Source organism: Paenibacillus oryzae, from assembly GCF_001675045.1.
GTDB lineage: Bacteria > Bacillota > Bacilli > Paenibacillales > Paenibacillaceae > Pristimantibacillus > Pristimantibacillus oryzae.
Map to the genome: position 1 here is coordinate 125,361 of NZ_LYPA01000076.1, position 19,703 is coordinate 145,063.

Annotated in this window: 15 protein-coding genes; all 15 read left to right on the plus strand. The window is 50.3% G+C overall.

What is annotated here, in order from left to right:
* The first annotated feature begins 340 nt into the window (after nt 1–340).
* The gene (locus A7K91_RS23100; protein ID WP_068686841.1) at nt 341–1,951 is read left to right on the plus strand and encodes an extracellular solute-binding protein; all 1,611 of its coding nucleotides are present in this window, start codon (nt 341–343) and stop codon (nt 1,949–1,951) included.
* Nucleotides 1,952–2,050: 99 nt separating this feature from the next.
* Nucleotides 2,051–2,953 carry an ABC transporter permease gene (locus A7K91_RS23105; RefSeq protein ID WP_068686842.1) on the plus strand — a complete coding sequence of 301 codons (903 nt, stop codon included), beginning with the start codon at nt 2,051–2,053 and terminating at the stop codon, nt 2,951–2,953.
* 207 nt (nt 2,954–3,160) lie between these two features.
* Complete coding sequence (locus tag A7K91_RS23110; RefSeq protein WP_068686843.1) at nt 3,161–4,033, plus strand: carbohydrate ABC transporter permease; 873 nt, start codon at nt 3,161–3,163, stop codon at nt 4,031–4,033.
* A gap of 16 nt (nt 4,034–4,049) precedes the next feature.
* Entirely contained in the window at nt 4,050–5,744 is a 1,695-nt protein-coding gene (locus tag A7K91_RS23115; protein ID WP_068686844.1) for a hypothetical protein, read from the plus strand.
* A 139-nt stretch (nt 5,745–5,883) separates the two neighbouring features.
* Nucleotides 5,884–6,834: an ROK family protein gene (locus A7K91_RS23120; RefSeq protein ID WP_169833447.1), complete on the plus strand. Its 951-nt coding sequence runs from the start codon at nt 5,884–5,886 to the stop codon at nt 6,832–6,834.
* Between the two features lie 791 nt (nt 6,835–7,625).
* Nucleotides 7,626–8,807, plus strand: a complete 1,182-nt coding sequence (locus A7K91_RS23125; protein WP_068686846.1) for an MFS transporter — start codon at nt 7,626–7,628, stop codon at nt 8,805–8,807.
* A 30-nt stretch (nt 8,808–8,837) separates the two neighbouring features.
* Nucleotides 8,838–11,087 carry a helix-turn-helix domain-containing protein gene (locus A7K91_RS23130; RefSeq protein WP_068686847.1) on the plus strand — a complete coding sequence of 750 codons (2,250 nt, stop codon included), beginning with the start codon at nt 8,838–8,840 and terminating at the stop codon, nt 11,085–11,087.
* Between the two features lie 152 nt (nt 11,088–11,239).
* On the plus strand, nt 11,240–11,731 hold the full coding sequence (locus A7K91_RS23135; protein ID WP_068686848.1) for a phosphatidylglycerophosphatase A family protein: 492 nt from the start codon (nt 11,240–11,242) through the stop codon (nt 11,729–11,731).
* A 93-nt stretch (nt 11,732–11,824) separates the two neighbouring features.
* On the plus strand, nt 11,825–12,013 hold the full coding sequence (locus tag A7K91_RS23140) for a glutamate decarboxylase (protein WP_068686849.1): 189 nt from the start codon (nt 11,825–11,827) through the stop codon (nt 12,011–12,013).
* A gap of 43 nt (nt 12,014–12,056) precedes the next feature.
* Complete coding sequence (gene accD / locus A7K91_RS23145) at nt 12,057–12,929, plus strand: acetyl-CoA carboxylase, carboxyltransferase subunit beta (protein ID WP_082967700.1); 873 nt, start codon at nt 12,057–12,059, stop codon at nt 12,927–12,929.
* On the plus strand, nt 12,919–14,001 hold the full coding sequence (locus A7K91_RS23150) for an acetyl-CoA carboxylase carboxyltransferase subunit alpha (protein ID WP_068686850.1): 1,083 nt from the start codon (nt 12,919–12,921) through the stop codon (nt 13,999–14,001). Before accD ends, A7K91_RS23150 begins: the two co-directional genes overlap by 11 nt.
* Before the next feature lie 192 nt (nt 14,002–14,193).
* Nucleotides 14,194–15,948: a pyruvate kinase gene (pyk, locus tag A7K91_RS23155; RefSeq protein ID WP_068686851.1), complete on the plus strand. Its 1,755-nt coding sequence runs from the start codon at nt 14,194–14,196 to the stop codon at nt 15,946–15,948.
* Nucleotides 15,949–16,059: 111 nt separating this feature from the next.
* The gene (locus A7K91_RS23160; RefSeq protein ID WP_068686852.1) at nt 16,060–16,524 is read left to right on the plus strand and encodes an acyl-CoA thioesterase; all 465 of its coding nucleotides are present in this window, start codon (nt 16,060–16,062) and stop codon (nt 16,522–16,524) included.
* A gap of 17 nt (nt 16,525–16,541) precedes the next feature.
* Nucleotides 16,542–16,934 (plus strand): FxsA family protein, encoded by a 393-nt coding sequence (locus tag A7K91_RS23165; RefSeq protein ID WP_068686853.1) that lies wholly within the window; start codon nt 16,542–16,544, stop codon nt 16,932–16,934.
* Nucleotides 16,935–17,063: 129 nt separating this feature from the next.
* Nucleotides 17,064–19,133, plus strand: coding sequence for an RNA degradosome polyphosphate kinase (locus tag A7K91_RS23170; RefSeq protein ID WP_068686854.1), 2,070 nt, complete (start codon nt 17,064–17,066; stop codon nt 19,131–19,133).
* Nucleotides 19,134–19,703: the final 570 nt, after the last annotated feature.

Sequence of the window (19,703 nt, forward strand, 5' to 3'; positions counted from 1 at the left end):
ACGTTTTGTTTCATCAAATCGAGTTATACATTCTGACATAAACCAGAGCAGGAAAAGCGTTTATTTAGACGAAAATTGTTTATTATGTGATAATAGTTAACACAAATCCAGTGATTTTTTATGAATGAAAATAGTTTATTGTGCTTTTTTTGATTTTAATGTGATACTATCTAACATCAAGGGCAGGCGGAATATCGCTGCAAAACCAAACACGGTTCACCTCCCGGATGTAAAAGCCAAGCCAAGGCTTAAGGCTGAAGCAATGGAGGGATAAAGCGGTGAGTTTTGCGGACAGCCGGAGATGATAATAAGAAACCGAGAAGGGGCAAGGTGATGACAAATGACTGAAAGTATGCTGAAAAAGTGGGCGCGTCCCGCACTGGCTGTAACGCTGGCCTCTTCATTGCTGCTTGGCGCATGTTCTTCCACAACTAAGGAGGAGACAGGAAGCGGCGATGGGGCTGCATCCCAAGGAGCCACTACATTAAAGGTTGAAATATTCGACCGGGGCAATGCACCTGCCGGCTATACCATTACAAACAGTTATTTGACCAATCTTGTTCAAGAAAGATTCGGCGATCCGAACAACATCAATGTGGAGTTTGTTCCGGTTCCGCGTTCAGAGGAAACTCAAAAGCTTAACGTATTAATGGCGAGCAAAAGCGAGGTGCCCGATATTGTTTTCACATACGATTCCGGTACGTTTAACCGCTATGCGGAGCAAGGCGGCTTGACTGATCTGTCGGGCATGCTGGACGAGTTTGCTCCTAACTTAAAGAAGTTTCTGGGAGAGGATACGCTTGCTTATGGCCAATACAAGGGACAGCAATTTGCTATTCCGGGCAGACGCCTTGTACTGGGCAAATATGCCGGCTACGTGCGCCAGGATTGGCTGGACAAGCTGGGACTTCCGGTTCCGCAAACCACGGAGGAGCTCTACGATACCTTTAAGGCGTTTAAGGAAAGCGACCCCGGCGCAACGGGCGGCCGAGTAATCCCCTTTGGCGTCAGCCTTGCGGCTGCACAATACGAGCCGCTGCTCTGGTCGTTTATTGAGCCATTGACCGAGGAGCAGCGTTATACCTTGACCCAACAGCTGGGGTCCAGCGACTATCCGACGCTTCTTCCGGGCTTTGAAGACGGCCTCCGCTTCATGAACAAGCTGTTTAATGAAGGACTTATGAGCAAGGATTTTGGCCTGGACAAGGATAAAAAACAGCTTTGGCAGGATATGCAAAACGGCTTGGTAGGGTTCTATACCGAGGATGCGGGAGAGCTTTATTTCAGCGCCAATGGCGGCTACGAAAATCTTCAGAAAAACGTACCCGGCGCCGTCATGACCCCGGTAGACGCTTTTACAAATTCCGAAGGCAAACACGCGAAACCTGCGTATGCCCCTAACGCTATGTACGTCATGATTCCAAAATCCAGCAAAAACGCGGAAGCGGCTCTGAAATATTTGGACTGGATGGCTTCTGGCACAAATCTGTTCGATATCCAATACGGCATTGAAAATGAAAACTTTACACTGGTGGACGGCGTGCCCGTCGTTAAGGCGGATGCTACGCAGGAGGCCAAGGACCGGATTTATAATTTTGGCGACATCGCCATTATTGTGAACGGCAAATTCGCCGGCGACGATGTAAAAAATGAATCGGCATACATTGCTCAAACACCAGCCGCCTTCCAGGCTGATATGCGTAAATCAGTAGAAATCTCCAATGTCGATAACATTCAGCCCGTTCGTTTTGATCATCCCATCGCGGCTGAAGCCAAATATGGAAACGCCTTGTCGGATAAGTTCGAGGAAATGATTGTTAGGCTGACTATGGTGAAACCGGATCAGTTCGATAGCTCGTTCGATTCCATGCTCAAGGACTACATGGCAAGCGGCGGCCAAGCCATCTTGGACGAACGCACAGAAGCTTACAAGGCAATGTCCGGCAAATAAGAGGGCGGCTGCGCGGGGGAATGGCTCTGAAGCCTGTCTAGAGATTGGTTTCCTGAGCCTTTCCCGCAGCTGTTTCCTACCCCGAGAGGAGTGAGAGCAATGAAAAATTGGATTTACATCAGGAGAAGCTGGCAGCTTTATGTGTTGCTGGTGCTCCCGCTCATTTATTTTGTTTTGTTCAAATACGGCCCGATGTATGGTGTTCAGGTTGCTTTCAAAGATTTTAACTTTTTTCAAGGAATTGCCGGCAGCGATTGGGTAGGCCTGGATATATTTCGCGAGGTTTTCCAAAACAACGATTTTTTTAAGGCGCTGCGCAATACGCTGTTTCTGAACCTGCTGGACATCGTTGTATCCTTTCCCGCTCCGCTTATTTTGGCGATCATGCTGTATGAGCTGCGTATAGCCTGGTTCAAAAAAATGGCTCAAACTATTTTGTATATTCCGCATTTTATTTCCTGGGTCATAATCGGCGGCATTGTGCTGCAGGTGTTTGGCACCCAATCCGGCTTTATCAACAACATGCTGCATGGTTTCGGCATTCAGGCCATTCCGTTTTTATCCGACAAATATTACTGGCTGTTCACGTATCTCATTGTTGGGGTCTGGCAAAGCGCGGGCTGGGGCACCATTCTCTATCTGGCGGCTTTGACGGGTATCAACAAGGAGCTGTTTGAAGCAGCCGAGGTGGACGGCGCAAACCGCTTCCGCAAAATTTGGCATATTTCGTTGCCTGGCATCAAAACGACGATTGCGACTCTCCTGATCATTAATTTGGGCAATATGGTCGCCATCGGCTTCGACCGTCCCTTTATTATCGGCAACGTAGCGGTCAGGGATTTCTCCGATGTTCTAAGCACCTTTGTTTATCGGATCGGCATGCAATCCGGTCAAATTTCGCTTGCAACCGCCGTAGGCTTATTCCAGGCACTGGTTGGCCTGCTCTTCCTGCTTGGCGCCAACTACGCCTCCAAAAAGCTAGCCGATGAAAGCATTCTTTAAATAGAAATAACAGTTCATAAATTTTGGTTTTCAGTACCAAGAAGATGGAATGAAGCTAGAAATGGAGGAGCGGAGCGTAGTGAAAGCTACGTGAGCACCGGACATTTCGGCTGAATTTCATATTCGACGCTGATTATGCCGCAAGGCATGCTTCGTAATGGAAGGCGAATTTTTTGAACAACTTCTAAAGTATAGGAGGAAATCCCGATGAGCGAACGCCGTATTAACCAATTATTCGATTCCGCCAACATTGTGCTCATGCTTGGGGCCGTGCTCCTATGCCTGACTCCGTTTATCCACATTGTTGCGATATCGCTAAGCTCCAGCCGTCCCATTATGTCGGGTTTAGTCAGCTTTTTCCCAAAAGAATTTACGTTAGAGGCCTATATTAAAGTTTTTTCCGATGCCAGCATGATTCAGTCGTTAGGCTTTACTATCTTTTTAACGCTGTTAACTGCGGTTTCTTCTATGGTCATGACGATTGCGGCGGCTTACGCCTTGTCCAAAAGCGATCTCAAGGGACGAAAATGGTTTATGCTCGTGATCGTGGTTACGATGTTTTTTAGCGGCGGGATCATTCCTGAATATATGCTTGTCCGCGACCTGCAGCTGCTGGATTCCATCTGGGCGCTTGTGCTTCCCGGTCTGGTCAGCCCGTTTTACATGATTATTCTTATTTCCTTCTTCAAAGGCATTCCCGGCAGTCTGGAGGAGGCCGCGCAAATTGACGGAAGCTCTCATATCGGGACGTTGTTCCGTATTATTTTGCCGCTGTCGCTGCCTGCTCTAGCAACTCTCAGCTTGTTTTATGCGGTTGGCCGCTGGAACGCGTTCCAGGACGCGCTGATGTATATCGCCAAACCTGTGCTTTATCCGCTCCAGCTTAAGCTGTATCAAATGATTCAGAACAATCAGGTTGGCGATCTGCTGCAGCAGGAGGGGCTCGGAATGACGGAGTTGATGCCGGAAAGCCTGAAGGCAGCCAGTGTTATTTTCTCGACTGTGCCGATATTGATTGTATATCCGTTTCTGCAGCGTTACTTTATTAGTGGTATTATGCTGGGAGCGGTTAAAGGTTAAGGAAGGTGGCAAATGAATGGTAACGACTATGCTGGATAAGCTGGATGAACGTCCTCGTTTTTTGGTGGAGCAGGCGATGGACCTGATGGATGCGCTATATGACGGGGAGATAGGGCTGCTTCGGGATGAAGAAAGACCGGACCGCCACGATACCCGCAGCAGCGTGCATTATGCGCTGGGATTGCTAGTTCGAGGCGAAGACGGAGATGCTGCGCTGGCGGAAAAGCTGCTGCACAACGTTATTGATCTTCAGCTTGATGCGCCGGGTGAAATCTATGACGGCACCTTTCTGACAGCACCGGAGGCGGCGCGTCCTCCAGGCGGATATGAGCAATGGAATCGTTTTGGACCCGGCTTTGCATATTTTCTGAACGACACCTTGGAAAAAATAGCGTCGTCCCTGGAAAAATCGATGGCGGAAAGCCTGCCGGGTCTAGCTCCGGGCGAGATGAGGGACCGTTTCTGGAAGGCGGCTGATTCCGTTATTCCTCCTGTCTGGCGCAGCTTTGACCCCAACTGGCGCGAATTTATCGCATGCTCCTTTGCCGTTATTCTGGAGCATTTTGAAACAGAGCTGTCAAGCGGGCTTATTGCCCGAATGGATGTTTCTATGCGGCGAGCAGTGGCCGGTTCAATACACCGCCGGTTAAATGACGCCATTCCGATGAATTCCAATATCGAGCTTATGCATATTTTTGCCGTTCATTATTTTGGCTATCGTTATAGCAATAACGACTGGATTCAGCACGCGGAGAGGGAAGCAAGCGGTTTTCTTGTTGAATTCCGGGAATTTGGGAGCTTTGCGGAATTTAATACGACAACCTATTACGGCGTGGATTTGACCGTGCTGGGCATGTGGCGCCGGTATGGACGTTCGCCGGGCATTCTGGCTGCAGGGCTAGAAATTGAAGCTGGGCTGTGGCGCAATATCGGACTGTTTTACAATCCGGTTCTGGAGAACCTGTCCGGGCCGTTTGCCCGCGCTTATGAAATGGAAATGACGGGACATAGCTCCGTCGGGGTATTTCTGTATTTGGCGTTAGGCGATGACTGGCGTCATCTGACCGGCGTCAATTGCGAAACGAGCCATGATCCGCTCATTGCGCTGGTTGGCGTAAACGTGCCGGAGGATGTGCTGCCGGGACTGATGGTGCATGGGGGCGACCGCTATGCCGTCAAACGGTTCAGGGAGCTGTGCGAGCGCGACCGTCCGGGACAAAATCGCAACCTGTGTACGGCTGCTGCCTGGATTGAGCGAAATCTTATGATCGGAGCTATGTCGGGCAGCCGGAATACAAACGGGCAGATGCATCCCGCAACGATTCATTGGATCAGCCCGGAGGGCGAGCGGTATTATTTAAGGCTGATTCGCCGGGAGAAGGGCAAAGGCTGGAATACCCATTTTCGGGGCATCGTTTTTGACGCCAAGGCTGAAAAGGACAAGCTGGAGGTCATTGCAAGGATTGACAGCGAGCTTGATATCGAGGTTTATTTTGAAATTACGGGCCCCGGCATGTCCAGAGCTGAATTAACGCCTGAGCTGTGGAGGCTGCCAGGTCTGCTCTGCAGGGTCAAGGCGAAAGCCCTCATTCCTGTCATCCAGACGGAGTCCGGCAAAGCGGAAATCGTATATGCCTATCAGGCGGCCAGCGGAAGTGTGGAGATGAGCTTTGTGCTGGAGCTTGAGCCTGAAAAGCTGCTGAAGCGATAGCCGTTTTTTGCTTGCTGTTCCATGCCCCGCGTCATTTACCGGACAGGCTTAATGATTTATAATGATAGGCTGATATGATAATGCTGCGGACCCTTTGCTGTACAAGCAGGTACAGGGTTGCCGCGGGATGGAGGCAGGCATGGATATTCAAAAGGGAATGGGTCATGTAGTCGGGATTGACGTCGGGGGCACTAAAACGATGGTTTGTATCGCAAGCGCAGACGGCGATGTCAAGCTGCTGGAAAAGTGGGAGACATCGCAGCATGGCAAGCCGGAGCTTTTTTTTGAATGGCTGTTTGATGGACTTAAGTCATTGCTCGCGAAAATGGATTTGACGCTGGACCAAATATCGGGCGTAGGCATTGGATTTCCGGGCGTTATCTCGCAAGGAGGCAAGCTTAGCCATGCTCCGGCTTTACCTTGGCCGGAGGGCGATCTCCTTCCATATATCCGGCAATATTATCAGGGCCATGTGAAGCTCGGAAACGATGTTAATATGGCGTTGCTTGGAGAATGCTGGCAGGGGGCAGCCCAAGGGAAGCGGCATGTGCTGCTGCTGACTGTAGGCACGGGCATCGGCGGAGCGATGCTGCTGAACGGCATGCTTTACGAGGGAGCAGGCGGCGCGGCGGGAGAAGCGGGTTATGCCATCGTTGACCTCCCTGCATTGAATGGTAAACCTCTGGATGGAGACGCGTTTGGACCGCTGGAGAGCGTGACGTCGGGAACCGGCATCGGCGCGCTTGCCAGAGCTTACTATAAAGATAAAGCCATGAGCGGCAGCGACAGCGTTGGCGCGCCTCAGGTGCTTCAAGGCGCCATAGCCGGCGACGCCGACGCTTTGGCGATTATGGAGAAGCCGCTCCAGCATATGGCTGCATTTATTGGCAGCGCAACAAGCCTGTTGAACCCGGAGCTAGTCCTGCTGGGCGGCGGGGTGGCGGATTCCGGCGAATATTATGTTAAGGAAATCGCAGAGCGGGTACCATCGTTTACGCCTTTCCATGTGGACATCCGCAGGGCTGGACTGGGCAACAAAGCGGGCGCCATTGGAGCGGCTGCAGCCGCAGCTCGCATCTTTGAACAATAAATAAATGGAAAGCGCACTTTTTGAACGACCACATCAAATGAAGGTTCAAAAAGTTCGGTTTCCAGTACCAAGAAGATGGTTTGAAGCTAGAAATCGAGGAACGGAGCTTAGTGGAAGCTAAGTGAGTACCGGAGAGTTCGGCTGAAAGCCATATTCGCCGCCGGCCATGACGCCAGTCATGTCCCGTAATGGAAAGCGCACTTTTTGAACGACCACATCAAATGAAGGTTCAAAAAGTTCGGTTTCCAGTACCAAGAAGATGGTTTGAAGCTAGAAATCGAGGAACGGAGCTTAGTGGAAGCTAAGTGAGTACCGGAGAGTTCGGCTGAAAGCCATATTCGCCGCCGGCCATGACGCCAGTCATGTCCCGTAATGGAAAGCGCACTTTTTGAACGACCACATCAAATGAAGGTTCAAAAAGTTCGGTTTCCAGTACCAAGAAGATGGTTTGAAGCTAGAAATCGAGGAACGGAGCTTAGTGGAAGCTAAGTGAGTACCGGAGAGTTCGGCTGAAAGCCATATTCGCCGCCGGCCATGACGCCAGTCATGTCCCGTAATGGAAAGCGCACTTTTTGAACGACCACATCAAATGAAGGTTCAAAAAGTTCGGTTTCCAGTACCAAGAAGATGGTTTGAAGCTAGAAATCGAGGAACGGAGCTTAGTGGAAGCTAAGTGAGCAACGGAAGTTTCGGCTGAAAGCCATATTCGCCGCCGTCCATGACGCCAGTCATGGCCCGTAATGGAAGGCGTACTTTTTGAACGACCTCTCAAGAAGGAAGAATGCATCGTGATGAACAGCGTACCACTGGAAGCTCGCAGAGATTTGCTTAAGCTAAGAATACTTTATTTGTTTACAGGGTTGGCCGGTGGGCTGTTCAATCCATATTTGACAGCCCTGTTCGTTCATCAAGGGATAGGCGCGGATGTAGCGGGAGTGCTGATGTCTGCGGGAACTCTTTTGTCCATACTGGTTCAGCCAATCTGGGGCATACTGGTTGACCGCTTCCGTCAAACCAAGCTCGTGCTGCTGCTTAGCATAACGGTGCCGGCATGCATGTCCTTTTTTTATCGCTTTGAGTATATCGCACTTATTGTGGCAGCTTATATATTGTCTATTGCTTTTCAGGCAACACAAAGTCCGATTGCGGATTCCTATGCAGTGTCTGCTGCACGCGCGGCCAAAACCTCCTATGGCACGATACGCAGTCTTGGAAGCCTTGGAACGGCGCTTGGCGGCTATGCCGGAGGGACCTTTCTGTCCTACTTCGCCATTACGCAGCTTTGGATGCCGTTTCTTACTCTTAGCCTTGCGGGAGCAGTCACCGCTTTGACCTTGTCCATGCGAGGCAATGAAATGTCTTCCTCCATCTCATTGTCCCGAGGGCTGAAGGATTTGCTTGGCAACCCAAGGTTTGTGCTGTTTCTTGTTGCTTGCTTTTTTGTCAATCAAACGCTCACGGCGTATAATTCGTTTTTTGTTTTGTCCTTTCAAGGCGCGGGCGGCAGCTATTCGCTTGTCGGAACAGCGCTGCTGCTGGCATCCTTGACGAATGTGCCTTCCATGCTGCTGGCTGCAAAAATCGTAAAAGGGATCGGACACGAGCGTACCCTGCTTTTGGCGGCATTTTTCTATGCGCTGCGCTGGGGCATTCAATGGCTGTTTCCTATCCCGTCCGTTATGGTCGGCATCCAGGTGCTGCACGGGCTATCCTTCGGCTTGTTTTATGTGGCTGCGGTGGAATATGTGGCGGCGGCTTCCGGAAAAGAGATGCAGGCGACGGGACAAAGCATTTTTACGATGGTGTTCTCCGGTCTCGGGGGAATCGTTGGCAACCTGCTTAACGGTTATTTGTTCTATCACGGCGGCGCCGATTACATGTATCTGGCCTGCACAATCAGCGCTCTGGCAGGAGCGGGCCTGTTGTTTGTCATAAGCAGAATGGCAGCGGGCACGAGAGCAAAACTTATGTAAAAAGGCTGTTCAAAAGGGGGCAAAGAGATAATGAAGTGGAATTGGTCAAGCAGAATGATGTTTTCCTATTTTCCCATTTTTCTGCTCACCATCTCGATCCTTATTTTTTTGTCCTTTCTGATCGTGGGAGAAATGTCCCGGAATGAAACGGCCAAGGCTAATCGCCTTTCTACCGAATACGTGGTGGACGCGGTCGATAAAGCCCTTGCTTCTTTACAGCTTGCGGTGCTGCAGGAGGTGGAAACCAACAGGAAGGTCGCGGACTTTCTGGGGCCAGCCGGACTGGAGCCGAAGGATGAAGGAAATATCATGTTTGATGTTGTTCATGGCTTGAGAGGTTTGCTATACCGGAATGAGCTGATCGACTCCATTTATATTTACCGAAAGTCGGATGATCAGGTGCTGACAGTGAACGGACTGGTGCCTATAGCCGAATTTCCGGACCGGGACTTTCTGGGACAAGCGAAGCTGAGCGAAAGCGAGAGGGAGTGGAGCTCTGTCCGCGACTTCCGCGCGTATGGCTCTGACGAAACCGTCAGGGTCATGAGCATCAGCAAGCAGCTTCCGCTTCCTTTTGGCTCCGAAGGGATCATTGTTGTTAATGCAAGCATGTACCGGATTGAGGGCATGATCAAAGCAATGACCAACAGCAAGCTGTCGTTTATGCGCGTTGTGGATGAGCAGGGCGAGCTTGTTTTTTCTCTTCAGCAGGACTCCGGGGAGTCGAGGGACGTATTGAACCGGATTACATCTCAGCGCGCCGGATGGACTTTCGAAAGCGGAATTGCTGCCGGCGAGCTGTACGGCTGGATGACGGTTGTTACTTATATCTGGATCGGCATAGGCGTCGCGACAGTTGTTGCGGGAACAGCCTATATTCTTTACATTACCCGTAAAAACTACCGCCCGATTAAAGTGATGCTGAACCGGCTGGAAGCTCTGCAATTGCGAGATGAAACGCTGCAGCGGCCATCCGGGAATGAACTGGTGCTGATCGATCAGGCATTGGAAGCGTTGATTGCCCAGACCGTGGATTACAGGGAACAATACGACGAAAATTTGCTTGTTCAGCGCCGTCAGCTGTTTCTGGATCTGCTGGAGGGAGAGCCTTCGGCAGTGACCGCGGATAGAATGGAAAGGCTGCAGGCCTTGCCTTTGTCCAGAGGTTCGGGGCATTATGCCTTTATATCCGCTGAAATCAATCAATATGCAGCGTTTCGCGACAAATTCGGCAATGAAGATCAAAATGTGCTGAAGCTGACCATGATGAATGTATTTCAGGAAATGGCGGCTGAAGAAGGGCTGCGGGGATGGGCGGAGTGGATGAGCGGCAGCAAGCTGGGACTTATCGTGTCCCTGGAGGAAGAACCAGCTTCCGCTACAGACGGAGTGGCGCTTCGGCAGCTGGCGGAGAGATGCCTGCGATGGACAAGCGATAATCTTGGCGTGTCGCTCGCTATCGGAATTGGCCCCAGCGTCCCGAAGCTGGAGGAGCTTCCGCAATCGCGCTCCGCAGCGGATACAGCGCTGCGGCATAAGCTTGCGCTGGGGCAGGATATGATTGTTCTGGCCGGAAACCCGGCGGAGCCAAGCTCATCAAAGTCATATCGTTATTTGAAAATGATTGGGGATCTGGTCAGGGAATTTCGGCTGGCGGATGAGGGCTGGAGAAGCAGGCTTGAGGATATTTTTTCCGTTTTCCGGGCCGAAGGAATCAGTGACGAGGAAATTCGCATGGTGCTGCGCTTACTGGTGCAGATGCTGGGCCGCGAGCTTGGCGAGTTGTCGGATGGACTGCGCCGCATGATGAACGAACCGGGGAGTGCGGTTTATTACGCCGAGCTGGAGGCAGAGACCTCTCTTGACGGAGTGAAGGCTGTTATGCTGGGCTGGCTGTCGGAAATATACAGAATTTATGTGTCTGCGAATGAGTCGAAAAGCTACCGGGCCATGATCAGCGAAATGAAAAAATACATCGAGGAAAACTTTGAAAACCAGGACCTGTCCCTGAAGCATTTGAGCGACAAGTTCCAAATATCGGGGAAATACGCCAGTCATCTTTTCAAGGAAGAATTTGATATGAAGTTTGTAGATTTTTTGACGCAGCTTCGCATGCAAAGGGCCGAATTTCTGCTGGCGGGCACAAGCGACAACGTTCAGGATATCGCGCAGAAGGTAGGATATGCCAACTCCATCACCTTTGGCCGCGTGTTCAAACGAATCGTAGGCGTTACGCCAGGAGATTACCGCAAGCTGGGCATGAGGCCCGAGTCGCCTTAAATCGCAGAACGGATGAACAATCCGCTCCGCGATTTTTTTGCGCATGGAGCGACTTGCAGCGTTTCCGCTTTCTCGGCTTTTCCGAACAGGCACATAACCGGATGGATTCGCATATGCATATAGATACAAGCAGTTGCGAGAGGATGAAGCCCATGAGCAAAATCGAAAGCTGGCTGGAAAAACGAGGCGTCAAGGTGGCAGATGTTGCAGAAATCGTGTTGAGCCTTCAGCAGCCTTATAACGGCAGCCTGACAGTGGAGCAATGCGAGGAGAGCGTTCGCGCCGTATTGGAGAAGCGGGAGGTTCAATATGTCCTTTATACAGGCATTGCGCTGGATGAGCTTGCGGAGAAGCGTTTGCTTCCGGAGCCGCTTCAGGCGATTATGGAGCGCGACGAATCTCTCTACGGAGTCGATGAAACGCTGGCGCTTGGCATTACCAATGTTTATGGCATGATTGGGCTCACCAGCTTCGGCTATTTGGACAAAGTGAAGCCGGGCATCATCCGGCAGCTGAATGAAAAGGGCAAAAAAATTCATGTTTTTCTCGATGATCTGGTAGCGGGCCTTGCCGCAGCCGCATCTGCAAGAATCGCACACGGCGATCCTGCGGCCATCCAATATCATTTGCCGGAAAGCCTGTAATTGTGTTATCATTGTGACATCATATGGCCTTTGGCAGGATTGGCAAGTTTTAAGGTCAGCTTTGCTGACGCATGGCTTTCAGGAGGTACCACGATGTGGACGGTTATTTACATCGCACCAACAGCAAAAATGGCAGAAACCATTAGGAAACGGCTCACGGAAGAAGGTTTTTTAATCAAAATCCGGTCCGTCAATCTGTCCAAACAGCAATATGAGATTTTGGTCCCGTCCGGCGAGCTAGAGGAAGTGCAGGAAGTTTTTAATTCCATCATTCGTCCGTAAGGTCCGGCTCAATACTATTGCGCCTTGAGAGGTGTCACATAACGTGCAGATAAAAGATTTGTTTTCCAAGAAAAAATATGCAACTATCCCTTCCGAACGTCCCAAGCGGGACATTCCTGAGGGACTGATGAACAAGTGCTCCAAATGCGGCACCATTCAGTACAGCAAGGAACTGGAGAAAAACCTGAAGGTTTGTTCGTCATGCGGTCATCATTACCGGTTAAACGCATGGGAGCGCATCGCGATGACGCTTGACGGCGGACGTCTGACCCAGTATGACGAGGATATGGAATCTGTAGATCCGCTCACATTCCCCGGCTATGAAGCCAAGCTGGAGCAGCAGAAGGCCAAGTCGGGTTTGAAGGATTCCGTGGTGACGGGAGAAGGAACGATTGACGGTTACCCAGTTGTTGTTGCCGTCATGAGCTTTGACTTCTTTACCGGCAGCATGGGTTCAGTGGCCGGGGAGAAAATTACGCGCGCAATCGAGGCGGCTCATAGCAAGTCGCTGCCGCTGATCATCTTCTCCACGTCCAGCGGAGCCCGGATGCAGGAAAGCATTCTAAGCTTGATGCAGATGGCCAAAACAAGCGCGGCGTTGTCCCGTTTTCAAGGGGACGGCGGCTTGTATATTTCCGTGTTTACGGATCCTACGACGGGAGGCGTATCGGCCAGCTTTGCGTCGCTTGGCGATTACAATTTGGCCGAGCCCGGCGCGTTGATCGGCTTTGCCGGACGGATCGTCATCGAGCAAACGATTCGCCAGAAGCTGCCGGACAATTTTCAGACTGCGGAATTTAACCTGCAGCATGGGCAGCTTGACAAGGTTGTGCATCGCAAGGATATGAAGAGCACATTAAGCAAGCTGCTGGATTTGCACGGCGTAAAAAAGGAGGAGTCGATTGATGCCGAATGAGCTGCCTTTTGAGAAGCCCATTGTGGAGCTTCGTCAGAAAATCAAGGAGCTGAAAAGCCTGAGCGTAGGCAAGGGAATCGATTTCTCCGAGGAGATTTTACGGTTGGAGGAGCGCTGCAAGCAGCTGGAGGAAGAGCTCTACAGCGAGCTGACCCCCGCTCAGAAAATGCATTTGGCCCGCCATCATCAGCGGCCAACCTCTCTGGACTTTATCGGTTCCATATTTACCGACTTTATCGAGCTGCACGGCGACCGTCTGTTTGCGGACGATCTGGCCGTTGTAGGCGGCTTGGCGAAGCTGAACGGAATACCCGTGACTGTTATCGGCCATCAGCGGGGCAAGGATACCCGGGACAATATTGCCCGATTCTTTGGCAGTCCGCATCCGGAAGGCTTACGCAAGGCGCTTCGTCTCATGCAGCAGGCTAACAAGTTTGGTCGTCCCATTATTACGTTTATTGATACAAAGGGCGCTTATCCCGGCAATACGGCCGAGGAACGCGGCCAATCGGAAGCTATAGCACGCAACCTGCGCGAAATGGCGGGTTTTGGCGTGCCTATCGTCTGCGTTGTTATTGGCGAAGGAGGCAGCGGCGGTGCGCTTGCGCTTGGCGTAGGCAACCGGGTGCTCATGCTGGAAAACGCCATTTATTCCGCAATTTCTCCAAATGGAGCGGCCTCCATCCTATGGAAGGATGCTTCACGCGCGGATCAGGCTGCGGAAGCGATGAAGATTACAGCCAAGGATTTGCTTGCATTTGGCGTCATCGAGGAAATCATTCCGGAGCCGCAAGGCGGCGCGCATCGTGATCTCGAGGTTCAGGCTGAGTCCATCAAGACGGCAGTAACGCGTCATCTGGAGGAGCTGCTTGCCATGAACGCAACTGAATTAATAGAGGACCGTTATCAGAAGTTCCGCAAAATCGGAGAGTTTCAATTTGTGTCTGCGGAAAAGGCCTCAGAACCTCCGGCCCTGGAAGCTGAAGCGGTAACTCTGGATGAAGCCAGCCTAAAGAAAAACTCCGGTGAAACGTTGGAGCAGGATAAGGAAGCCGCGCCTCAAATAAACTAAGGCGTATTTGCCTTAAACGTGTTTTCGGATTTTTGGATGTACGACAGGATTTGGTTTTGCATACACTCGTCAAGCCGGCAAAAGGACAAGTTCCGGCTGGCGTGCATGTATAGATAGCTTCAATACTTGCAACAATTAGGCAATGAGGGTTAAGCAGTAGACAATTTATGCATCAGACGGAGGAAATGAAAAATGCGCAAAACAAAAATCGTATGTACTATCGGTCCTTCCAGCGAGTCGCTGGAAAACACCAAAAAACTGATCCAAGCGGGCATGAACGTGGCGCGTCTCAACTTCTCCCACGGAGACTTTGAGGAGCATGGCAACCGGATCAAGAACATCCGTCAAGCAAATGTTGAATTGGGTACTTCAGTAGCGATCCTGCTGGATACGAAAGGTCCCGAGATCCGTCTGGGCAAACTGAAGGAAGAGCCGATTGAACTGGTTCAGGGCGAAACAATTACGCTGACAACAGAAGAAATTTTGGGCGATCGCAGCCGCATTCCGGTTACATACAGCAATTTGCCTAACGACCTTACCGTTGGTTCGACGGTACTGATCGACGACGGCTTGATCGGCCTGACGGTTGAAAGCATTGACGGTACTGAAATTCATTGCCGCATCGTCAATAACGGTCCCATCAAAAGCAAAAAAGGCGTTAACGTTCCCGGCGTAAAAATTTCCTTGCCTGGCATTACGGAAAAGGATGCAGGGGATATCGTGTTTGGCATAGAGCAAGGCATTGATTTTATCGCAGCTTCCTTTGTCCGCAAAGCAAGCGACGTGCTGGAAATCCGCGAGCTTCTTGAGAAGCATAACGGCGGCCATATCCAAATCATCTCCAAAATCGAAAACCAGGAAGGCGTAGACAACCTGGACGAAATTTTGGAGGTTTCCGACGGATTGATGGTAGCGCGCGGCGATCTGGGCGTTGAAATTCCGGCAGAAGAGGTTCCGCTGGTTCAAAAAATGATGATCAAAAAATGTAACCATGCCGGTAAACCGGTTATTACAGCAACTCAAATGCTGGACTCCATGCAGCGCAACCCGCGTCCGACTCGCGCAGAAGCAAGCGACGTTGCCAACGCTATTTTTGACGGCACGGATGCTATTATGCTTTCCGGCGAAACGGCTGCAGGCAAATACCCTGTGGAATCGGTACAAACGATGTCCCGTATTGCTGAACGTACAGAGCAGGCATTGGAATACCGTGAAATTTTCACAAGACAAGCCAATGCTCAAAAAACAAGCGTAACGGAAGCGGTCAGCCAGGCTGTTGCCAACTCCGCGCTTGATTTGAACGCTAAAGCGATTATTACATCGACGCAAAGCGGCTTTACGGCACGCGTTGTATCCAAATACCGTCCAAAAGCTCCGATTATCGCTGTTACGCCTGACGAATCTGTTATGCGCCGTTTGGCTTTGGGCTGGGGCGTATTCCCGGTTAAAGGACAAGACGCCAATACGACCGACGAAATGTTCGAGCATGCCGTTAAAGGCGCATTGGGTACAGGCTTGCTTAGCCTTGGCGACACGGTTGTGATTACGGCAGGCGTGCCAATCGGCCGCGCAGGCACAACAAACCTGATTAAAATTCATCATGTCGGCGAATTGCTTGCGCAAGGTCAAGGCATCGGCAGCCAAAACGTAACAGGCAAGCTGGTTGTAGCCCGTACGCCGCAAGAAGCAAATGAAAAGGTTCAGCCTGGCGATATCCTTGTTACGGTTTCCACTGACAAGGAATATATGCCTGCTTTTGAAAAGGCCGGCGCTGTTGTAACGGAGCAAGGCGGCATTACTAGCCATGCAGCCGTTTGCGGCTTGAACCTGGGCATCCCGGTTGTGCTTGGCGTTGCCAATGCGCTTGAAACGCTGAAGGATGGCATGGAAGTCACTATTTATGGAGAAACCGGCGTTATTTATTCCGGTCAATCCAGAGTATTTTAATGAGCTGTAACCACCCCTAAATAAAGAGGCAAATTCAAGCGATGGTGATCCTTCACCGTCGCTTTTTGCAAATGGAAGAACAAATAGAATGTGATTAAGGGAGAACGGGGTATGCTAAACCTTAAAAACTGGTATTGTCATCCGCTGCGCGTCCGTTATCAGGAATGCGACAGCATGGGTGTTGTTTTTCATGCGAATTATGTAACCTGGTTTGAAATTGGCCGTACTGAATGGATAAGGCAGCGGGGCTATTCCTATAAGGCTATTGAAGAACATGGCTTGCTTCTGCCCGTAGTCGATTTGCAATGCTCGTATCTTGCCCCTGCCCGCTATGATGATATGGTGCTCGTATGTACGACCGTGGCGGAGGTGTCGCCGCTCAAGCTAACTTTTCAGTCTCAAATCCGTAAAGTAGCAGAGGGACAGTTTCAACCTTGTTTTGCCGAGGACGCAGAGCTTCCAGGCGAGCTACTAGTTGAAGGGGCGACGCGGCATGTATGGCTGAACAGCCAGTGGAAGCCGGTACGGCTGAGCAAGCAGCTGCCAGAGCTTTATGCGGCGATAGGCGGTCAATAAGAAGAGGGTGGAATAGAATGGTAAAATGGATCGTTCCGGTTATTTTGTTACTTCCCATCATTGAAATTTGGGGCATTCTACAAGTCGGAGATTGGCTTGGCGGCTGGAATACCTTTTTGTTGTTGCTTGTGACAAGCGGTTTGGGTGCTTATTTTGCCCGCCTGGAGGGAAGGAAGGTATGGCAGGAGGTTCAGCGCCAGACCCAGCAAGGCATTATGCCGGGCCGCTCTTTAATTGACGGTCTTTGCGTGCTTGTTGGCGGGATTCTCCTGCTGCTGCCCGGATTTTTCTCCGATATAGCCGGATTATTGCTATTGCTGCCGCCAACGAGGCCCATTTTTAAAGGGTTGATCCTGAAGTGGCTTGAAAAAGTGATGAAAAATGGGAATTATTCTATTCGCCGATATTAAAAAGGCAAGCCTAATTTTTACATTGTCTTAATATTTATTTGATATGATGATAAACAATGGCCTGTACAATGGGACAGACAAGTCGTTTATTTTCCGCTGTTGTTTATATGTGTTTCTAGGAGGAACATGATGATTAAGCATATGTCCCATTACGTTAACCGTGACCTAAGCTGGATCGAGTTTAACCGGAGAGTGCTGGAGGAAGCGCAGGATATTCAAAATCCGCTGCTGGAGCGCGCCAAGTTTTTATCCATTGTGTCAAGCAACCTGGACGAATTTATGAGCGTTCGGGTAGCCGGCATTCAGGATCAGATGCGTGCCGGATTAGCGAAAACCGATTTTTCAGGCTATACGCCGGCAGGCTTGTGGAAGAGGCTGATCAAGCGAACAACCACGATGGTGGGAGAGCAATATCGCACTTATCGGGAAATTATCAGGGCGCTTGCCAAGGAAGGCATTTGCATGCGTACGCTGGATGAGCTTAACGCATCTCAGAGCCATGCAATGAGCGACTATTTTCATGAAATTGTATTTCCGGTTTTGACGCCTATGGCCGTCGATCAGAGCCGTCCGTTTCCGCTTGTTCATACCAAAGAGCTGTATCTGGCGGTTTTGCTGCAGCGTGAAGAAGCTGAGGAAAACGATGAGCCGTTGTTTGCCATTGTGCAGGTGCCGTCGATTTTACCACGGTTTGTACCTATACCCGGCAGAACCAATAGCAAAAAGCAGGAGTTTGTTTTGCTTGAGGATTTGATCGAACGTTATATCAACACCTTGTTTAACGGCTATACGCCGTTTGCCGTAAATCCGTTCCGATTGACCCGCAACGCGGATCTGACGCTGAATGAAGAAGGCGCGGAGGATCTGCTGGAGGAAATCGAGAAGGAGCTGCGCCGCCGCAGATGGGGCATCCCCGTTCGGCTGGAGGTTGGCAAGGGCATGCATCCTTATGCTTTGGATACCTTGCTTGAGGAGCTGGAGATTCAGGATAATTTGTTTGAAATCGACGGGCCGCTGGATCTCAGCTTTTTGATGCGTTTTTCGGGCAGCCTGCCTGGACATGATAATTTACGTTATGAGCGGCTGGAGCCTGTTTATCCGCGCGAGTTTGACGAAACGGACGATATGTTTGAGGTTATGAGAGAGAGAGATGTTTTGCTCTATCATCCTTACGAATCCTTTGAGGCTGTAACCGATTTTCTGATGCAAGCCTCGTATGATCCCGACGTATTAGCGATCAAAATGACGCTTTACCGGGTTAGCGGGCAGTCTGCGCTTGTGCAGGCGTTAGCCAATGCAGCCGAGTCCGGCAAGCAGGTGACGGTTGTAGTCGAGCTGAAGGCCAGGTTTGACGAGGAGCGTAATATTGCATGGGCAAGACAGCTGGAGAAAGCGGGCTGTCATGTGGTATACGGTCTTGTCGGCTTGAAAACCCATGCCAAAATATTGCTGGTCGTCCGGCGAGAGCAAGGAACGCTGCGTCGTTACGTTCATGTAGGCACCGGCAACTACAATGACAATACAGCGATGTTGTATACAGATATTGGCCTTTTTACCTCTCATCCCGTCATTGGGGCTGATGCTTCCGCATTGTTCAACGAGGTTACAGGGTATTCCTCGCCGTATGACTGGAAGGCATTTGGCGTAGCGCCAACGGATTTGAAGGAAAAGCTGTACCGGCTTATTGACCGTGAGCGCGACAATGCTCTCGCAGGAAAGCCTGCGCGAATAATTGCCAAAATGAACAGCCTGTCCAATCAGGAGATGATCGACAAGCTGTATGAAGCTTCGCAAGCCGGCGTTAAGATCAATTTAATCGTCAGAGGCGTTTGCTGTCTTAGACCGGGCGTTGCTGGACGCAGCGAAAATATTAAGGTCATCAGCATTGTTGACCGATTCCTGGAGCATTCCAGAGTGATGTATTTTTATAACAATGGAAATGAAGAGGTTTACTTATCGAGCGCGGATTGGATGACTCGAAATCTGATGAAGCGGATTGAGCTGATGTGCCCCGTTTTTGACCCCGCGCTGCGCGATATTTTGATCACCATGCTGAACCTGAATCTGGAGGATAACGTCAAGGCTCGGGAGCTGAAGCCAAACGGCTTGTACGAAAAGGTAACCGGAGCGCCAGAAGCCAAACCGTTCCGCAGCCAGTTCGAGGCCAAAGTTATTTCCTTGTGGAAGGGTCATGGTTGAATAGAGCAGGTCAATGGTTATTGTGATCGCAAAATAAAACCTTTAAACCAGAGACGGCAATTGCCGCTGGTTTAAAGGTTTTTTGTCTTGGCTTGGTGGCGAGACAGGATTATTTAGGGAAAAATAACGTCCGACTGTAAACTATCTGGTATGGTTTGTCGATCATAAAGATAAAAAATATATTGGAATAGATCCCAATTATTATAACAAGATTGAAATTTGTATTCACTCTCGGGCAAAGATTATGAAATAAGCTTGTTTATTATTGGCTCAAAGCAGAATCAGCACTTGACTCACGGATGCCTGGCACGCATAGACGCAGGTACTGCATCACATATTGTATTACGTATTGGCTCTGCCTGCTAAATCTTCATGGTTGTTGTCATTTGTATGAATTTGCGTATAAAAGTTGAGTTTCTGAAAGCCATTAGGGTCGTTTTGTACGATAAATCGTACAACATTACCCATTTAGAGGGAATGAGCCTTATATTTGTACGATATTTCGTACAAGTTGTATTCATTGCGGTGCATGAAAATGGTATTTGAGTGAATTATCGAACAAAGCCTTCT

Bases quoted from the DNA above. Each gene is read 5' to 3' on its own strand.
- A7K91_RS23110 (WP_068686843.1), top strand. From the start codon at position 3,161: ATGAGCGAACGCCGTATTAACCAATTATTCGATTCCGCCAACATTGTG.
- A7K91_RS23140 (WP_068686849.1), top strand. From the start codon at position 11,825: ATGTGGACGGTTATTTACATCGCACCAACAGCAAAAATGGCAGAAACC.
- A7K91_RS23125 (WP_068686846.1), top strand. From the start codon at position 7,626: ATGAACAGCGTACCACTGGAAGCTCGCAGAGATTTGCTTAAGCTAAGA.
- A7K91_RS23100 (WP_068686841.1), top strand. From the start codon at position 341: ATGACTGAAAGTATGCTGAAAAAGTGGGCGCGTCCCGCACTGGCTGTA.
- A7K91_RS23105 (WP_068686842.1), top strand. From the start codon at position 2,051: ATGAAAAATTGGATTTACATCAGGAGAAGCTGGCAGCTTTATGTGTTG.
- A7K91_RS23120 (WP_169833447.1), top strand. From the start codon at position 5,884: ATGGATATTCAAAAGGGAATGGGTCATGTAGTCGGGATTGACGTCGGG.
- A7K91_RS23130 (WP_068686847.1), top strand. From the start codon at position 8,838: ATGAAGTGGAATTGGTCAAGCAGAATGATGTTTTCCTATTTTCCCATT.
- A7K91_RS23135 (WP_068686848.1), top strand. From the start codon at position 11,240: ATGAGCAAAATCGAAAGCTGGCTGGAAAAACGAGGCGTCAAGGTGGCA.
- A7K91_RS23115 (WP_068686844.1), top strand. From the start codon at position 4,050: ATGGTAACGACTATGCTGGATAAGCTGGATGAACGTCCTCGTTTTTTG.
- A7K91_RS23165 (WP_068686853.1), top strand. From the start codon at position 16,542: ATGGTAAAATGGATCGTTCCGGTTATTTTGTTACTTCCCATCATTGAA.
- pyk (WP_068686851.1), top strand. From the start codon at position 14,194: ATGCGCAAAACAAAAATCGTATGTACTATCGGTCCTTCCAGCGAGTCG.
- A7K91_RS23160 (WP_068686852.1), top strand. From the start codon at position 16,060: ATGCTAAACCTTAAAAACTGGTATTGTCATCCGCTGCGCGTCCGTTAT.
- A7K91_RS23150 (WP_068686850.1), top strand. From the start codon at position 12,919: ATGCCGAATGAGCTGCCTTTTGAGAAGCCCATTGTGGAGCTTCGTCAG.
- A7K91_RS23170 (WP_068686854.1), top strand. From the start codon at position 17,064: ATGATTAAGCATATGTCCCATTACGTTAACCGTGACCTAAGCTGGATC.